Origin of the sequence: Bdellovibrio reynosensis, assembly GCF_022814725.1 — a bacterium.
In the GTDB taxonomy this organism is placed as follows: domain Bacteria; phylum Bdellovibrionota; class Bdellovibrionia; order Bdellovibrionales; family Bdellovibrionaceae; genus Bdellovibrio; species Bdellovibrio reynosensis.
This window is the reverse complement of record NZ_CP093442.1, coordinates 1,151,268-1,168,884: the sequence shown is the minus strand read 5'-3', so window position 1 is coordinate 1,168,884 and position 17,617 is coordinate 1,151,268. Positions and strand designations below refer to the sequence as shown.

Here is a 17,617-nt window from a genome sequence, read left to right as displayed (position 1 = left end):
TTAACACAGGACGTGGGAGCGTATACATGAAGTCGAGAATTCTTGTTGTCGATGACGAAGAATCAATTCGCGAGTTTTTAGAGATTATGTTGAAGAAAGAAGGTTACGAGATTACTTTGGCCGAAGACGGTCAAAAGGCTAAAGATCTTCTAGCTAAGAAATCATTCGACATGATTATCTCTGATCTTCAGATGCCCCATGTGACTGGTATTGAGCTTTTAAAGCACGTCAAAGAATCTTACCCAGATATCGTATTCATGCTTATTACTGCATTTGGTACCACGGAAACCGCTGTAGAAGCGATGAAGATGGGTGCCTATGACTATTTGACGAAGCCATTTAAAATCGATGAAGTTCGTTTGAACATTCAAAATGCTCTTCGTTCCCGCAACTTAGAAGTTGAAAATAGATCTCTTAAAAAAGAACTTGTTAAGGAATATTCATTCCAAAACATGATCGGTAATTCGCAGGCGATGCACACTATTTTTGATATGGTGAAACGCGTTTCGCAAACTCCGACAAACGTTCTTATCACTGGGGAATCTGGTACGGGTAAAGAGGTTGTTGCAAAAGCGATTCACTATAACGGTCCATTGAAAGATCGTCCGTTTGTAACCGTGAACTGCGGTGCGATTCCTGAAAACTTGATGGAATCAGAAATGTTCGGTCATAAAAAAGGTTCCTTCACGGGGGCCGTTGCTGATAAAGCCGGTCTTTTTGAAGTGGCTGACGGCGGAACATTGTTTCTAGATGAAGTGGGTGAGTTGCCTTTAACTATCCAGGTAAAATTACTTCGCGCGATTCAAGAACGCGTGATCCGCAGAGTCGGTGCCACGGAAGACCATAAGGTTGATGTGCGTATCATCGCGGCGACAAATAGAAATCTTGAAGAGATGGTGCAAAAGGGCGGTTTCCGTCAAGATTTGTTCTATCGCTTAAACGTAATCAATATTAAAACTCCAGGCTTGCGTGAGCGTCGCGACGACATTCCGTTATTAGCGAATCACTTCCTTAAAAAGTACAATGAGCGTCTGAATAAAAACATCGGTGCTATCAGTGCTGAGGCTATGGAGATCTTAAAAAAATACGATTACCCAGGTAACGTGCGTGAGCTTGAAAACTTAATCGAACGCACCGTGGCCCTTGAAGGTGGCGCAACAATTCTGCCAGAGTCTTTACCGCCAATGGTAAACACTTCTTCAGGCAGAAAAATGGCTTCATCAAACGAAATCGAGATCGGCGATGACGGTGTTGATTTAGATAAAGTCATGGGACAGATCGAAAAAGAATTGCTAATCAAAGCGATTCATTCAGCCGGCGGAGTAAAGAAAAGAGCTGCGAAGTTGCTTCATATCTCTTTCCGATCTATGCGATATCGCATAGAAAAATACAACCTCGGCGTTGTCGGTGATGATGAATTAGATGATGAGTAGGCCGTACGGCCGCAGTGCCGGAACGACAGAGTACTCCGACGAAGTCGGAGTGTGGACCAGTCGGGCAGGCTGGAGCAGCAGCAATTAGATTAAAGCAATTAGATTAAAAAGAGGAGCCAATGGCTCCTCTTTCTTTTTTTGAGATACCACACAGTACACACAGTTCAACTCCTCGCTCCAAGGCTGGAAATTAGCAGTTTTGACTTGAGGTAATCACAACTAAGTGGTCTGCTTAAGGGGTAATTGAAAACCAATTGATTGTGACCCTGGAGAACCACATGGCAAATGATAATGAAAAAGTCGTCGCTCTTTTAAATGAGATCCTTGAAATGGAAGCATCTGGAGTTATTCGTTACCTTCACTATGCTTTAATGATTAAAGGTCCTAACCGTATTCCAATTGTTAAATGGTTCCATGAGCAAGCTAACGAAGGTTATCAACACGCTTCAATTATCGGTGAAAAGATCACGGCATTAGGTGGACATCCATCACTAAAAACAGCGCCGGTTCCAGAGACTAAAACCCACAAAGTTTTAGATATTCTTAAAGAAAGCTTGGATTTCGAACAAGCAGCTTTAGGGAAATATAAAGAAGTACTTAAACACTGTGGTGACGATGTGGCTTTAGAAGAATTAATCCGTTCTATGGTTAGAATGGAAACAGAACACATCGAAGAAGTTGTTAAGATGTTGGATACGACACACTAAAGGCCTTGAGGCCCCAGAGCCGGAGCGGCGGCAGTCGCTCAGGCTAGAGCAGTTTCTTGATACCAGTAAAGAATAGAGAGTCCCCTAGGGACTCTCTTCTATTTTAAATTTGCAGCTTTATTTTTTATTTACAGCTCAAACGGCTCACTAAGGCACTAGCGTCACCGCTCGACATGTCTTCATTTCCTGCAGAATTGAAATTTCCAAGTATTAGACGTTGTGTAAGGGTGCGGGGAGTGTAAGTTAATTTCGCGAAGTCCTGCAGTTTTGTATTATAGACTTTGTAAACGCCAGTTTCTTGCGCACCAAGTTTTAACTTCGGTTCATTACCAATGCTTTCATCAGCTTGTTTTACGTAATCTTTATTCGCTAGAGAGATAAGAATATCATCATTTACTTGTTCTAAAGTGAGCTTGTAAATATCGTATTCAGACTCACAAGAGCTAATTGCAACCGCATAAGCGTTTGCAGAAAATGAAACTAAAAGAGCGAACATAGCGCCAAGACAGAATTTCATAAGACCTCCAGTTGATATAGAAGGTCTCTTTTTATCAGAAGCAAAGGTTCCGAATCCACGGTTCTTTGCTTCCTTTCTGACTATTAACGTTTGATTTGCTAACTATTAAATTCCGAAGCGAGTTTTGATGCGTTTAATGTCATCTTGATGAGCACGGACTTTCAAAGTCACCCCACGCTCGTCATATTCTTCACCTAAAACCTTTAATTTCGCACGAATTTCGCCGACAGCACCTTGAACGTCATAAGGAATAAATACGTCGGTATCGACCATGGCTGTTTCAAAGTGTTTTACTAAGCGTAAACGCAAATTAGCTACGTCTTCAGGATTCAAGGCGGATAAGTAAATCGCGTCTGGGAATTCTGCTTTTAAGGCATCAAGTTCCTCAAGCGCCAAACGATCCACTTTATTTAGCACTAAAAGACTTTCAACTTCACCAGCGCCAACTTCACGCAAGACAGAGCGCGTGACTTCTAATTGCGCACGGAAGGTCGAATCAGCCGCATCCACCACATACAATAATAAAGAAGCATTGCAGGCTTCATCTAGCGTGGATTTGAAGGACGCGACCAATGAATGCGGAAGCTTTTTAATAAATCCCACAGTATCAGAAATCAAAATTTTCGGTTTCGTTTCTGGGTAAAGTACACGCACTGTCGTGTCTAAGGTCGCAAACAACTTATCAGCGATATAAACATCACTGCTAGTCAGCGCACGCATCAAAGAAGATTTACCAGCATTCGTATAACCAACCAATGCTACAGAAATTTCCTGTTCGCGGCGGGCGCGGCGAGTGTCATGTTCACGAGCAATAGAGGCAAATTCTTGCTTCAGTTCTTTAATACGATCACGGATTTTACGCTTATCTAGTTCAACAGTAGTTTCACCGGCACCTTTACCACCGATTCCGCCACCGCCGCGGTCTTCACCACCACCGGTTTCACGCAAACGAGGGGCGACATACATCAAACGCGCAATTTCAACTTGCAAACGTGCAGCCCTAGTGCGCGCATGGCGACTGAAGATCTCAATGATCACGCCAGTTCGGTCTAAAACCGGAACTCCTGTCGCACTTTCTAAGTTACGCAATTGTGAAGGGGAAAGATCACAATCAACGATCACGATCTGAGCTTTTTCAGCATGGGATTCATGAGTGATAGTCGAAGTATCTTCAGGAGCGGTTTCTTCAATGAACTCTTCACTGATTTCTTCGAAATCGATGTCATCTTCTTCTTCAGTTTTGTTTTTTTCAAATCGTAATGCCGCTTTGTGCTTCTTTTTAGCTTCAAAACGTTGAACTTCGCCAGTTCCGCCAGTCCACTCAGCTAAATCTTTAAGTTTACCATCACCTAAAACGTTAGCACTGCGTTCAGAGCTGCGACGTTGCGAGGTGCGGCCGATAACATTATAGCCTAAGGTGGTCACAAGGCGTGCAAGTTCATCTAAAGAAGCTTCACGATCAGCATCAGAAACTCTGGGAAGTTGAACGTTTACAAGAACAGCGTTTAAGGGTTTAGCTTCGTTAAGATCTTCCACTAGCGAGCTCCCTCTAGCTGATTCTTTTTAAGTTCAAGGTATTCATCATAAGTAACGCTAAGGTCTTCTTTTACGCCGCCATCAATTTCAATAATACGATTGGCAACGGTTTGTACGAACTCATGGTCATGGGAAGTAAATAGCACTGTTCCCTTAAAGCGTTTCACGCCTTCATTTACAGCAGAAATACTTTCTAAATCCAAATGCGCTGTAGGTCCGTCTAACAACAAAACGTTAGCGCCAGACAACATCATTTTAGAAAGCATGCAGCGGACCTTTTCGCCCCCTGATAGCACGCGGGGCTTTTTTAAAGCGTCTTCGCCACTGAATAACATTTTACCTAAGAAGCCCCGTAAGAAGGATTCATCTTTGTCGTCTGAATATTCACGCAGCCACTCCACAAGACTTCCCGCATCTGTATCAAAGTATTTTGAATTATCAGTAGGGAAGTAGCTGCGAGTAGTTGTAATACCCCACGCGAAACTTCCAGAGTCTGGTTCCATCTCGCCAGCTAGGATTTCAAGCAACACCGTTTTAGCTACGTCGTTACGACCCACTAAAGCAACTTTGTCGCCTTTTTTAATTGTGAAGCTAAGATTTTTTAATAGCACTTCACCATTGATGGTTTTTGAAAGGCCTTGCACGGTCAAAAGATCGTTACCAGCTTCACGTTTTGGATCAAAACCCACAAACGGAATACGGCGAGTTGAAACTGGAAGATCGCCAAGATCTAGCTTTTCTAACTGTTTTTGACGGGAAGAAGCCTGACGAGACTTAGAAGCATTGGCACTGAAGCGTGCAATGAAGCTTTTAAGCTCTTCCGCTTTATCTGAATTTTTCTTGGCTTGATCAGAACGTAAGCGCTGCGCAAGTTCAGTGGATTGACGCCAGAACTCATAGTTTCCAGAATATATCGTCACTTTACCAAAATCGATATCAGCCATGTGAGTGCACACTTTGTTTAAGAAGTGGCGATCATGGGATACAACGATAACGGTGTTTTGAAAGTTATAAAGAAATTCTTCAAGCCATTGGATTGCGTAAATATCCAAGTGATTCGTTGGCTCATCCAGTAACAAGATATCGGGTTGGCCAAACAGGGCTTGGGCTAAAAGTACTTTCACTTTGTCGCCGGGATCTAATTCTTTCATTAATTTTTGATGAAGCTCATCTTTGATGCCAAGGCCTGCAAGCATGACTCCTGCTTCGGATTCTGCTTCCCAGCCGTTAAGCTCTGCAAATTCAGATTCTAAGACAGAAGCTCTTTCACCATCGGCTTCAGAAAAATCAGGCTTTGCGTAAAGCGCATCTTTTTCTTCCATCACTTTGAATAGGCGCTGATTACCCATCAACACGGTTTTTAGGACCGAGATTTCGTCAAAGGCATAGTGATCTTGTTTTAGTACGGAAAGGCGTAAGTTGCCGGGAATAATTACTTCACCGGTATTAGGCTCGATTTCTTTTGAAAGAACTTTTAGGAAAGTGGTTTTGCCAGCACCGTTAGCGCCAATAAGGCCATAACAGTTGCCCGGAGTAAACTTCACATTTACGTCCTCAAATAGCTTTTTTCCACCGAATCTTAAACTGACATTTGAAGTGCTAATCATGGGTGATTAGATACTCTGAATGGGGACAAATATCAACAGGACCCTCGAGGGAAGCCGGGCAGAGAGGCTTATAAACTCTCTGCCTTATCGAGGGTGTAAGGGATACAGGCTTTTGCCTATTTCATGATCACGATGCTGTTAGGCTCGCTGACTAGGATCAGCTCTTTTTGGGGGCCAATGGTCATTCCCTCATATTGGGGAACCACTGTCGAAAGGTCCAAAGTTCTAACAATAGAGCCCTTCGCATCTAATTCCATTAGGCGGGACGATTCATGGCTCATAAGGATCAGGTGCCCTGTGCGCTCATCAAACAGGCATGAAGAAAGATCTGCCATTTTACTTTTAAAAATATCGAAGAAGCCAGATTTATTAAACGCATCGAAAGGCTCATCAAAGTTGAGATCGTTAGCATCACGGTAGTCTAAATTATCGTGGGGTTTTGTGAAGCGGAATAGACGTTTTGGTTTGTCTTCTTGAACGGCAAAAAATTGATTGGTTCGTTTTGAATAACAAACGCCTTCAAGGCCCAGATTTTTTTTGTTTGGTTCCGGAAGTTGAAAAAGTTGAACGTCTTCACGAGCCGCATCCAAGTCGATTTCAGTTTGGCCTGCTTTGATAGTTACGATCAAAATCTTATTGGTTTCAGATGCAATAGCATACTGTTCTTGCCCCAAGTAAACGATATCTTCAGTGTCTTTGTCTTCAAGATTGTTCATCGCGATGACACGCAAAGGTTTTGAAAACGAACTGTCATATTCAAAAATATGTCCGTAATTGTTTTGAATTAAAAAATAAGTTTGAGTGTCGTAGTTGTAGGTAATGCCTGAAAGGTTGCCACCGATTTCAGTCAAATCAATGACCTTTTCAACTTTGCTGTAACCCTCTAACGATGATGTCGGAGCAAAGCCTAATAAAAGTGGGAGGAATACTAGAACGAGTAAAAAATGTGTCATTTCTTAATTCTCCAAGGTGGGAAGTAGGTATAGCCCCAAAGAACCTATAAAGTCTATTCTGAGATTTAAATTGCAAAAATATCTTAACCACTTAGGCATTTTGGCCCCGACGACTTTTTTCATAGAAATTCAGCAGCATTACAGGTGAAAAAACCTTATTAATTTGGTGTTGTTTCCGTCTGTAAACACGCATATATCAAATTCCTTCCCGGGGGAGACATGCCTTACAAATTCTCGTTCCTAGTGATGACCCTAGTATTTACAATGAGCACCCATGCACAGACGTTGTCGGCAGGTCCAAAATCAGCTTCGGCGTCCTTTACTCAATTCATCAAAGACGTGGATTCAAGAATTCCAACCTCAGTTAAAGCAGCCATTAAAACCTACAAAGTGGAGTATGTTGAAAGGGAATTACCTGCTGATATCTGTAATACTCATGTGAATTTAGACGGCCTGGTAAGGACTGACTTCTTAGGGTTAAGAAAACGCATTTACTTGAAAGTTTACCCCGAACAAAAGCTTTCATGCCCACATACGACGGCTTCAGAGCTAGCAAAGAAAGCATTGCTCTTCCAAGTAGCAAGTCTTTATGATCAATCGCCAGGACATTGGCAAAACAAAGCCGATCAAGCGGCCTTAGCGCAATGTGAAAGCGAACATCAACAAGATCGAAAAGCACCGCTTTCACCGCGCTGCCAATATTATCTAGAAAACCGCTTTCGAGTTTCAGGCTCTGCCAATTATCGCAATCTTTCTGATTACAAAGGACAAAGGCTACACAGTAAAAATAAATTAGATCTGCGTTTGCTTAACGAGCACGAAACGGATTCAGCAAGTGAACACTTTGCCATCCATTTTTCAGAATTTTTATTAAACCCAGATTTTGAATGCCGTAAACCAGCATTTCATTCTTACTTCGTGGCTTTGACGGGACGTCGGCCGTTCCCAGCAGGAAGCTGCCAAGGGGTTTCCCACATTTTCACTAGCACCGGTGCTTGGAAGATCGATATCGCGCCAGAAAAGGTTTACCAAGTCCACTTCCTTTATGCATCAAAGGGTGAAGAAATGATGAGCCGCTGGGGCCACTCGATGTTGCGACTGGTGGTGTGTGCTCCATTCCGCACCGTTGTCGGCCCTGAGTGTTTAACCGACGTCGCATTTCATTTAGTTTTAAGTTATCGCGCCAACATCGATGATGTGATCATCAATTACTGGGATGGCCTCACCGGAAAATACCCTTCGCAGCTGATGGCTTTTTCAATGCCTGAAGTGATTGATGAATATACCCGCGGGCAGTGGCGTGATCTGATCAGCTTGCCGTTAAGAATCAGTGAAGCACAGAAAAATCTTTTAGTACAAAGCGCGTTGGAACATTATTGGAGTTATGCTGGGGATTATAAATTCTTAACGAATAATTGTGCCTCTGAAACCGATCAACTGGTGCGGGCTGCCTTAACTAAAAATCATTCTTACCAAGATAGTTTTGCAGCAAGTCCAAAGGGAATGTACAAAAATCTAATTCGCTATGGCGTGGTTGATTCGCAATTAGTGATCGATCCTAAAGAGGCACAGCGAAAAGGTTACTTCTTTCCATCGCAAAAAGAATCTTTAGATCGTGCCTTCAGCAAAATGAATGATCACTTTTCTAACTACGCATCACTTGCCGAGTTCGCAGAATATTCATCAGCCTTAGAGCGAAGAAGTGTCTATGCAGAGCTAGAGTCTTTTGAAGAAATTGGACGCGCTTACTTGATCGAAAAATATGTGGCCTTGGTGCAGCAAAGAAAGCAGCAGAAATTAATCTCAACTAGTTTGCAAAATAACCAGGATCACTCTCTTTCAGAAGTGATTGACAAGCTTGTGGAAGCTTCACAAGATCGTCTGCCATGGCGTTTGGCCCATGGTGGTTACGGGGTTCCTTTGCAAACAGAAGTTCTTACTGATGAAGCAGTGGGATTGAAAGTGCAAGAGGGCAGAAAGTGGGGAGGTCAATATCAAGATCTTCTGCTTAAAAAATTCCCCGAGGTTGACGAAGAATTAAAAGGTATCAAACAGAATCTAGAATTATTAACAAACCGTAGGAGGTTATGATGAAAAATTTTGTAATGGCAGCGTTGTTACTTGTGAGCTTTTGCGCATCTTCAGCAATGGCTGGTCGCGGTCACCACCGTGGTGGCGGACATCATAGAGGCGGTGACGATTTCGGCGAAGGCCTTATCGCAGGTTTGTTGCTTTCAACAGCAACATTATTCTTCAGCGATCTAACAGCTCATCACGCAGAAGCTGTTTACTTAAACGCTGACGAAGACGCAGCGATCTTCCTAGCAGAAGGCGGCGAACCAACTCCGGCACTTGCTCAAGCAATGAACTATGAAAGAAATTTCTTAGCAAGAGCGCAAGTAGCTGAAGCAGCTTCTTTGAATGACCAGCAAGTGGCATACATGGTTATGAAAAGAGCAGAAGCTTTATAAGGCGGTCGCCGATAAGCGGCCAATCGACTGCGTTGTGCGGTCTTTCGCTTCTCTCCGACGTACCTTCCAGGTACGCCTGCGTTTCGCGAAAGATCCTCTGCCTTGCGCTTGACCACTTCTCGCCAACCTTGGTTCTCGGTTGGGGGGACTTCTGGCTTAAAATGCAAAAAGGAGCTCGTTTCGAGCTCCTTTTTTATTTTTTCGCTTTGGGGTTTTATTTTGGTTTTGGGATGAATTTGCTTCCCGATTTTCCGACCATTTTCTTTTTTGGTTTGTGTTTTTTGGCTCTTAGGTCAGCGAATTCGCCTTCGCCTGGTTCGTCGAAGATTAAGACTGTTCCTTCTGGAATGTCATCAGGAATTTCGATTTCTTCTTCTACTACTACTTTCAGAGCTCTAGGCTTTGTGTGACGTTCAGTCTTAGGTTTTGCTTTTTCAAAAGATTCAATTTCAGAAAATTTAATTAAAGAAACTTTGTTAACGTTAACGACCTTTACGCCATCATCAGTGACCGCTTTTACAACGCCAGTAAATCCAAGATACCCTAAAGACTTACCCATAATTTTAAACTTTACAGTGGCGTTCTCTTTAGCCTTTAGAGCCTTATTAACTTCATCAACCGAAGTAGCACCAAGAACCGAACCCAAAACTTTAACAACATCAGTCTGTTTCACAAAAATTTCCTCTAAGACCTAACTTATGCAAAACCCCAAGTGATAAAACCAGCAAAGAAACAAAACAAGAAAAATTTCCCCAAACCAAAGCGAAAAAAGAGAAAGGAGCTCAAAGAGCTCCTTTCGAATTTTAAGCCAAATTCCCTGAAATGAGGGACCAGGTTGGCGAGAAGGATCCATATGCAAGGCGGAGGATTCCTCGTGCAGCGGAGGCGTACCCGTAGGGTACGTCGGAGTGAAGCGAGGAACCGCACAACGCAGTCAGATGGGTCCTTATCGACGACCGCCCTAGGTGCAGCCGCGGATTAGGTACAGGACGATTAGAATCGGAATCGGAACTCCTAAGGCCCACAATAAGATCCAGCCGATCTTCCCTGCTTCGTCTTTTAGGCGTTGCATATTTCCTCCCTCTTTAGTGACTACGGGGCATAAATCCTCCCATTTTCTCATCCTTGAAAAAATAAAGAGGACCTACTCCCTATGATCATTAAGAAAGCAAGATTGGCGCCAACAAGAGGGAATGTGTGGTTTTACAAAGCTTTTTGCAGCTCTCGTTGCAGAGGTGAATTCAGTGTGGGCCAATGACTTTTTAGAACTGCAGGGCGTCCTCTAAAAATCACCAAACCAAAACTTCCGTAATGGGTCAAACGCTGGGCCCATTCGGCGGGATTGTTATCGGGGCTCCAGCGCACCCAAACCAGGGTTTGCTTAGAGTTTTGTTTTAAGCGCTGGGTGATTACGGAACTTGCTTCACTAAGGTTGTATTTTTGACCTTCAACAGTGATGGTTTGATGGGTCAGCTCAAAGTTTTGACCTTGCAGTTCGTTCTTCACGAAATTTTGAAAAGCTTCTTTTTCGCCAACAAAAACGATGGCGCCCGTTTTTTCAATCTGAAACGAATCCTTCACTGGATGAAGGTGCTTTTTTCCTTCCAAAGAATTTTGCCATACTTGGATAAAGTCATTCACACCCTTTTGACTAGGATCAAAATAAAAGTGAACGTCCGAACTTCCAAAAACCGCTGATAACGTAGCTGGGCGTTCTTCGGTATAGATCTTTCTAAATAAATTAAATTCTGGATCTACTGAAATTTTTGTCGGGCGGAACTTAGTAACTAAGGAATAGATTTGGGAGGCTTGGTTTAATTGAATAAGCTGTTTAACCAGTTCACCATTTTCTAAAGTCCACACCACGGGGATCTGTAAATCATAGATTGATTTCTGAGTTTGAGAAATTAGATACGTGCTGCTGTAAGAGCCATCCAACCACCGCATGACTTTCACATCATTCAGTTCAATTTGTGGCGCACCACTTTGATCAAGCCACTGTTTAAAGAAGACTTCTAAGTTTTGGCCCGTGGTTTTTTCAAAGCCTGTTTGAATTTCAGCAAACGTGGCGCGGGTAAAAAGATTTTCCTTATAAAAGCTTTGCAAGGACTTTAAAAATAAATCTTTACCGAACCGTTTTTCAAGCATGTGAAAGATCATCATTGTCTTGCCATAGCCCACAGCCTGGGAACTTTGGTTGTGTCGTCCTTTAAAATCTTTGAGTGGGAAATCTCGTTCTGGATTTGCTGTCACAAAATCTTCATAGTTTGTAAGTACGGTGCGACGGTAGTCTTTGTCTTTACCCAGCTTTTCTTGCTGATAATAATCAGCCATGTAAGTTGTAAGCCCTTCGCTCCAGTTGCCTTTGTCATAATCAACGTAAACACTGTTTCCCCACCAGTTGTGTAAAACTTCATGGGGCAGGGAAGAGTTTAAAATGAACGGCAATCGCAAAACCGAAGGACCTAAGAGGGTAAAGCTAGGCATTCCATAACCCGTCTCCCAAAAGTTTTCTACCACAGCGAAACTGGAATACGGATAGTCGCCAATCAGATTTGAATACTCTTCGATATAAGCGGGGACAGTAGAAAGAAAAGTCTGCGCTAGTGAAGGATCATCCTTACGAAGTAAAACTTGGATTTTTTTGCCACCCTTAGATTCAGTTTCATATGAAAATAACGGACCTGCCACAAGATAGATTTCGTCTTGGGGATAGATTTCAACAAAACGCGTGATGCGAGCATTGCCGCGAACTTCGGTGGAAGTGATTTGACCCTGGGATAATGAACGCCATTCTGCCGGCGTTTGAATAGTTAGATCAAAACTTTTTGGAGCATCTAAAAATACGGGATACCAATAAGAACTTCCGAATAAAACTGCACCCTCTGGATCAATCAAACCGTCAGACTTTTGTTGTTTCACCGGGTCGTGGATGATCCCCTGATAGTGAAAACTCGCTGCAGAATCTTGGCTTCCTAATGCCAAACCATATTCAGAGTAAGGCGCGCTTGTGGTTGGGCCATGCAGTAAAACCAAAGTATCATCTTTGCTTGTTAAAGTAATTTGCAGATCTTTATGAATTAAAAAACTTAGTTTGCGCGGAGTGGTTTTCGGAAAGTTCACAGTGACCGTGGCTTTGATCATCTTTAAACCCGGATGAACTTCCACTTGCATCTTGTGATGCATCGGAGCGCCGTGGGATTGCATCGTCACGAGCAAAATCAATAGCAAACCAACAACAATCATCAACTTGTGCATTGCTTGGGACTTGGACATGAATAACCTCTAAAGCGGGACTTTTTTTACGCCCGACGCCCTTACAGGTCAAACCCTGAACAGATCTTGAATTTTATTCCATTTTTCACAGTCAGGAGCAGTTATAGAGACATTTTCGCCACTCCACGGATGGGTGAATTCTAGCTTAAGCGCCTTTAGGCAAAGGCCTTCAATACCTACTTCGTTTCTAAAGAAACGATTGTGGTGGGAATCACCATGAACAGCATCCCCTAAAAGCGGGTGTGAGATACGATTAAAGTGGCGACGGATCTGATGGTAACGGCCAGTGTGGGGGGTGGCTTCAATTAAAGAATAGCGAGCCGTCGGAAAACGCTTCCCTACGGCAATCGGGAACTCTTTGGTTCCTAAACGGCGGTAAGAGGTACTGGCTTCAACCAGGTCCCCCGTGGAATCAAGCTCTAAAGGAATGTCAATTTTATCACTTTCCTTCACATACCCGCGAACCACGGCTTGATAGGTTTTTTGCGGGGATCGCTCAGAAAATAGTTTACAGATACGGCTTGCTGATTCGGAAGACAGTGCAAAAAGCAAGACGCCGCTAGTAGCGGCATCCAACCGGTGCACAGGATAAACATGTTGTTTCATCATGCGCCGAGCGTGGTAAAGGCAGATTTTGTCGCGAGAAACGCGATGTTGAACATTTTCATGGGGATGAACGTGAAAACCCGATGGTTTATTCACAGCTATAAAGTATTCATCCCGATAAATCAGTTCCATTTGATCACTCCGGCTTTCACCGGAATTGATTCCAGTGGCCTATTGTTGCCCAGCCCAAATATAATAAACGCTGCCGCCCTTAAGCTGGCTAACGACGGTGTTGATGTATTTCTGTTCCACCGCGGGGCAGCCCTGACTGCGACCCAGGGGCTTATACTGAGGGTCTACATACCAGGCTCCATGCACAACGATCGCGCGACTCATCGCTTGATCATTGGATTTTTCTAATCCCACTAAGCGCATAGAGCGACCGTGTTTACCACTGTATTCCGGGCCAGTCACGTACATACCATAAGAGGACATTTGCGAACCTTCGATATTAGAAAATTTTTTCGCCATCCCACTGTGTTTTGGATCTGAGCCTTTGCCGTGCGCAACCAAGTAACGCGTCACTAAGCCTGTTTTCATATCCACAATGAACATGCGCTTTTGATCTGACGTCTTAGTAAAGTCGATCACCGTAAGATAGTTCTTATTGGCAATACGATTGTAATACACATCATAGTAGGTCAAAGCTTTGGTCAAAGCTTGCGTTGGAATTTCTCTTTTTGGATCTACGTAGTCGTACTTAGTAAGATCCACCGGCGGCGCTTGGTTCTGAGCGAATGCAGGGGCGATGAAGAATAAACTAGCGATGGCTGACAATAGCTTTATTGTCATGAAAACTCCCTTGTCAAATTGTTGGCGGTGGTAGTTTTCAGATCGGTTTTCTAAATGCTGACTTTATGAAGGTTGATTTGATTCTAGACCTTTAAGAGGACCTGTTCCGTAAAATGTAATGCGAGGAACTGTGTTCCGTATGCAGAACGTCTCATATCGAATTACTTTTTTGGATTTTTTAAATGGCTGCCGAAGCTTTATCGCTGGCGGAAAAGGCGGGGATGGATCTGCCACTGGATCTTAAGAACTTCCTTTTCGGGCCAATATTTTTTTAGTTCTTCGCGAAGCTTTGTTAAGGGATTGTGGCTCGTTGATTTTTGATAATGTTTCAAAGCCGACCAGGTAGAAAGGTAACCAAGAAAATAATCAAGGCTCCAGTTTTTTTCCATCAAAAAACTTTGCGATGAAATTTCATCAAAGGGAAATTTGATATTCTTAAAATTTTCTTCAAGCAAGCGGCGTTCTGGTTCCCAGTAGGCGCCCAAGGTTTCTTCGTAAAGTCTTAATACAGGTTTATCAATTTCGGCAGTGATTGAACATAAACCATAAACCCAGATAGCTAAAATGCCTTCGGGTTTTAAAACTCTTTGCACTTCTTTAAAAAAAAGATCGTGCTTAAACCAGTGAAAGGCTTGGGCGACGGTGATTAAGTCAGCACTGTTATCAGCAGCATTTATTTGTTCAGCAGTTCCTACTTCAAATTTAATTTTGTTGTGCGAAGAAGCTTCAGCAATTTGCTGAGCGCTAGGATCCGTGGCCAACACTTTGTTAAAATGTTTTGTTAATTCCATCGCGGCTTGTCCGTTACCAGTGCCGATATCAATGGCTAATGCATGTTCGTGAACCAAACCTGCCAAATAATCAAAAAGCTGTGCAGGATATGTTGGGCGAAAGTTTTTATAGTCATTTGATTTCTCAGAAAAGAGATCTTTAAATTCTTTGCTCATGAAGAAAGTCTAGTCAGCCCTGATGTTGATTTGCAAATGAAGTTTCAAAAATTTGAGTTCACGGTTTGATTAGTCCATTCTGAAAGTGCCTATACACCAAAAGGGGAAATTATGCCCAGTCGTAAGGTGCTTTTTGTCCTGACCAGTACCAATACCTTAGGAACTTCCGGTCATAAAACCGGCGCCTATCTTTCTGAAATCACCCATCCTTATGAAGAACTTACCAAAGCCGGATATTCTATCGATATGGTCAGTCCCCAAGGGGGAAAAGTTCCCTTAGACGGGGTGAAAATGGATGATCCCATTAACGCCACCTGGATGAATGATGAAGAGTTTTTAGAAAAAATCGAAAAAACTTTAAAGCCCGCGCAAGTTAAAGCACAAGATTATTCCGCTATATTTTTTGCTGGTGGCCACGGGACTATGTTTGATTTCCCAGAAAATAGAGACCTTCAAAAAATCACAAAAGATATTTATGAAGCCAACGGCATTGTCGCAGCTGTTTGTCATGGTCCTGCCGGACTAGTGAACATCAAGCTTAAAGACGGTGATTACCTCGTCAGCGGGCATGAGGTTTCGTCATTCACAGATGAAGAAGAAGAAACCGTAGGAATGGAACGAATAGTTCCGTTTCTATTAGAAACAAAACTAAAAGAACGGGGTGCCCACCATACGTCAGCGCCTAAATTCACTTGTCACGTCGTAAAAAGTGGCCGGTTGATCACCGGGCAAAATCCAGCTTCCGCGCAAGCATTAGGGCAGGCGCTGGTTGAAGTGTTACAGTTTCAAGAAGAAGGCCGCAGTCTGCCTGAACAAAATTGGTGTGATTGGAAAAGCTCTAGCCAAGAACATCGAGGTCTGTAGATGGATTCATCGCAAATTATCGCGCACAATGGACGCTTTAAAGATGTATTGAATGTGGCAAAACGAGTGGCCGCTAGTTCAGCCAATGTGTTAATTACCGGTGAAAGCGGCACAGGAAAAGAAATCGTTGCCCGCTACATTCATGATTTAAGCCCGCGCAGCAAAGATGTTTTTGTCCCAATCAATTGTTCTGCAATCCCTGATCAGTTGCTTGAATCAGAGCTTTTCGGTTTTGCTAGGGGTGCCTTTACCGGTGCCGCGGTCGCAAAAGCTGGGCTTTTTGAAGAAGCCAACGGTGGCACTTTGTTTTTGGATGAAATCGGCGACCTAGATTTACATCTGCAGGCAAAACTTTTAAGAGTGCTTCAGGAAAAAAAAGTGAAGCGTGTGGGGGAAAATCATTATCGCCCACTTAACATTCGCATTTTGGCTGCGACCCACAATGATTTAAGCGAAGATGTGCAGCACAAAAAATTTAGGGAAGACTTATATTTTAGACTCAATGTGGTTCCGATCGCGATCCCGCCATTAAGGGAGCGTACCGAAGACATCATGCCGTTAGCTCATTATTTTTTAAAAAAATATTCATTGAAGCATCATGCGAGCGAAAAAAGATTTGCGGATGATGTTCCGGCTTATTTGCTTTCTCATTCATGGTTAGGAAATGTGCGAGAGTTAGAAAATACCATTGAACGGTCTGTGGTTCTGTCGATGAGTGATGTTATCTCGGTCAATGACTTAGATGGTGGCCAACGAAGATTTGTGAATATGGAATCAATTTTTGAAAGAATCTGTCAAAAAGAAGGGCGACTGCTATCTTTAGAAGAAGTTTGTAATCACTATATCGAATACGCTTTGCAGGTTAATAACGGTGCCCGCGAAAAAACGGCAAAGGATCTTGGAATTGATCGCAAGACCCTTTATCGCAAAATTCAGTGCCGGGTTCAGTGAATTGAATCAGGAGAGTTGCGGTGCGGCTCTCTTTCAATGCCTGGTTCTTCATGAATATTCATGCGCTCTTCAGCAGACAGCGTTGAAACTCTGGAAGCGCGAGCGGCAGCATACATATCGCGTTTTTCTTGGCGTTCTTTGACGTAATCAAGTACTAGCAAAGATATAGCGCCTTCCAAGGTATTCGGTGTTTCAGCAGCTCTGTCTTTAAAATCTTTGACTTCTTTTTTCGCTTTTTTCACAGCCTTTCTTGTGTCCGAAGCGCCAGGCCACGCGCCTAAGAAAATCCACGCAAACATAGCTGCAGCAACAACCATTAAGCCCACGCCAGCACCTAGGGTCGCTGTGAAGCTCACATAACCGACACGGTCATATTGCATGGTTAGATTCAGTAGCGCGATGAAAAAGCCAGCAACGAAAAGCAATACACCGCCAATCGCCATAATAGAAAGCGTGACAATTTTTCGGCTTTTTTTGCTTATTTCCTCAAAGACTTCAACAGCTGAATCTTTTAAGGATTTATGGGGGCGGTTACTGCTGCTCATACGTGAAAAAAGAAACTTCGCAATCATTCCTAACCAATGCATGTTCCGGTACTCCTCAAAGATGAAAAGGAGATCTTTGTTACAAGACCTCCTGATTGTTAAACGACCGCAGCCTGCGCACGCAGATCTGCATTAATCTCTGCCACCACGAATCAACAATCCTGCAACCAATCCCACTGCTGCAGCACCTAAGACTGTATAAAAAGGATGCTCTTTAATAAAGTCTTCAGAAGCATCAACCGCATCGCTAGCGCGTGATTGAATTTGTTCTTGGAGATCTTCATATTTCTCTCTCCAGTTCGTTTCTTCAATCCCTTGTTTTACGTTTTTTCGCACATTTTCTGCGCCTGATTTTAGATTGTCTTTGATGTTGCCAAGGTCGCGCTTGAAATCATTGGGTGTTGGTTCCATG

At 43.2% G+C, this 17,617-nt stretch carries 17 protein-coding genes; 6 read left to right on the top strand and 11 right to left on the bottom strand.

Translation table 11 applies throughout. From position 1 onward, the window contains the following. Positions 1 to 26 precede the first annotated feature (26 nt). Both MNR06_RS05455 and MNR06_RS05450 read left to right on the top strand, forming a co-directional pair. A complete protein-coding gene (locus MNR06_RS05455) occupies positions 27 to 1,433 on the top strand; it encodes a sigma-54-dependent transcriptional regulator (RefSeq protein ID WP_243539733.1) in 1,407 nt (468 codons plus the stop codon). A gap of 278 nt (positions 1,434 to 1,711) precedes the next feature. Continuing rightward, the gene (locus MNR06_RS05450) at positions 1,712 to 2,140 is read left to right on the top strand and encodes a ferritin-like domain-containing protein (RefSeq protein ID WP_243539731.1); all 429 of its coding nucleotides are present in this window, start codon (positions 1,712 to 1,714) and stop codon (positions 2,138 to 2,140) included. 124 nt (positions 2,141 to 2,264) lie between these two features. Here MNR06_RS05450 and MNR06_RS05445 read toward each other — a convergent pair whose 3' ends face one another. The 4 genes from MNR06_RS05445 to MNR06_RS05430 all read right to left on the bottom strand — a co-directional run bounded on the left by MNR06_RS05445 (position 2,265) and on the right by MNR06_RS05430 (position 6,753). Continuing rightward, positions 2,265 to 2,657 carry a hypothetical protein gene (locus MNR06_RS05445; protein ID WP_243539729.1) on the bottom strand — a complete coding sequence of 131 codons (393 nt, stop codon included), beginning with the start codon at positions 2,655 to 2,657 and terminating at the stop codon, positions 2,265 to 2,267. Positions 2,658 to 2,762: 105 nt separating this feature from the next. Then, entirely contained in the window at positions 2,763 to 4,193 is a 1,431-nt protein-coding gene (gene hflX, locus MNR06_RS05440) for a GTPase HflX (protein WP_243539727.1), read from the bottom strand. Next, positions 4,193 to 5,800, bottom strand: coding sequence for an ABC-F family ATP-binding cassette domain-containing protein (locus MNR06_RS05435; RefSeq protein WP_243539725.1), 1,608 nt, complete (start codon positions 5,798 to 5,800; stop codon positions 4,193 to 4,195). Before MNR06_RS05435 ends, hflX begins: the two co-directional genes overlap by 1 nt. A 116-nt stretch (positions 5,801 to 5,916) precedes the next feature. Beyond that, positions 5,917 to 6,753, bottom strand: a complete 837-nt coding sequence (locus MNR06_RS05430) for an SdiA-regulated domain-containing protein (RefSeq protein WP_243539717.1) — start codon at positions 6,751 to 6,753, stop codon at positions 5,917 to 5,919. A gap of 219 nt (positions 6,754 to 6,972) precedes the next feature. Here MNR06_RS05430 and MNR06_RS05425 point away from each other — a divergent pair, with 219 nt between their 5' ends. Then, entirely contained in the window at positions 6,973 to 8,844 is a 1,872-nt protein-coding gene (locus tag MNR06_RS05425) for a lipoprotein N-acyltransferase Lnb domain-containing protein (RefSeq protein WP_243539708.1), read from the top strand. Next, positions 8,844 to 9,224, top strand: a complete 381-nt coding sequence (locus MNR06_RS05420; RefSeq protein WP_243539706.1) for a hypothetical protein — start codon at positions 8,844 to 8,846, stop codon at positions 9,222 to 9,224. The genes MNR06_RS05425 and MNR06_RS05420 overlap by 1 nt, the downstream gene beginning before the upstream one ends. A gap of 214 nt (positions 9,225 to 9,438) precedes the next feature. Here MNR06_RS05420 and MNR06_RS05415 read toward each other — a convergent pair whose 3' ends face one another. The 5 genes from MNR06_RS05415 to MNR06_RS05395 form a co-directional block, all read right to left on the bottom strand. Further along, entirely contained in the window at positions 9,439 to 9,897 is a 459-nt protein-coding gene (locus tag MNR06_RS05415) for a hypothetical protein (protein ID WP_243539703.1), read from the bottom strand. Positions 9,898 to 10,427: 530 nt separating this feature from the next. Further along, a complete protein-coding gene (locus tag MNR06_RS05410; RefSeq protein ID WP_243539702.1) occupies positions 10,428 to 12,500 on the bottom strand; it encodes a M1 family metallopeptidase in 2,073 nt (690 codons plus the stop codon). A 48-nt stretch (positions 12,501 to 12,548) separates the two neighbouring features. Further along, positions 12,549 to 13,238 (bottom strand): pseudouridine synthase, encoded by a 690-nt coding sequence (locus MNR06_RS05405; RefSeq protein ID WP_243539700.1) that lies wholly within the window; start codon positions 13,236 to 13,238, stop codon positions 12,549 to 12,551. A gap of 39 nt (positions 13,239 to 13,277) precedes the next feature. Next, positions 13,278 to 13,898 (bottom strand): murein L,D-transpeptidase catalytic domain family protein, encoded by a 621-nt coding sequence (locus MNR06_RS05400; RefSeq protein WP_243539698.1) that lies wholly within the window; start codon positions 13,896 to 13,898, stop codon positions 13,278 to 13,280. 197 nt (positions 13,899 to 14,095) lie between these two features. Then, positions 14,096 to 14,845, bottom strand: coding sequence for a class I SAM-dependent methyltransferase (locus MNR06_RS05395; protein WP_243539696.1), 750 nt, complete (start codon positions 14,843 to 14,845; stop codon positions 14,096 to 14,098). Between the two features lie 111 nt (positions 14,846 to 14,956). On the opposite strand from MNR06_RS05395, the gene MNR06_RS05390 reads away from it, so the two are divergent. Continuing rightward, positions 14,957 to 15,709 carry a type 1 glutamine amidotransferase domain-containing protein gene (locus MNR06_RS05390; protein WP_243539694.1) on the top strand — a complete coding sequence of 251 codons (753 nt, stop codon included), beginning with the start codon at positions 14,957 to 14,959 and terminating at the stop codon, positions 15,707 to 15,709. Then, positions 15,710 to 16,660 (top strand): sigma-54 interaction domain-containing protein, encoded by a 951-nt coding sequence (locus MNR06_RS05385; protein WP_243539692.1) that lies wholly within the window; start codon positions 15,710 to 15,712, stop codon positions 16,658 to 16,660. Here MNR06_RS05385 and MNR06_RS05380 read toward each other — a convergent pair. After that, complete coding sequence (locus tag MNR06_RS05380; RefSeq protein WP_243539690.1) at positions 16,654 to 17,247, bottom strand: hypothetical protein; 594 nt, start codon at positions 17,245 to 17,247, stop codon at positions 16,654 to 16,656. The genes MNR06_RS05385 and MNR06_RS05380 overlap by 7 nt on opposite strands. A 90-nt stretch (positions 17,248 to 17,337) precedes the next feature. Beyond that, positions 17,338 to 17,616 (bottom strand): DUF883 family protein, encoded by a 279-nt coding sequence (locus MNR06_RS05375; RefSeq protein ID WP_243539688.1) that lies wholly within the window; start codon positions 17,614 to 17,616, stop codon positions 17,338 to 17,340. Position 17,617 lies beyond the last annotated feature (1 nt).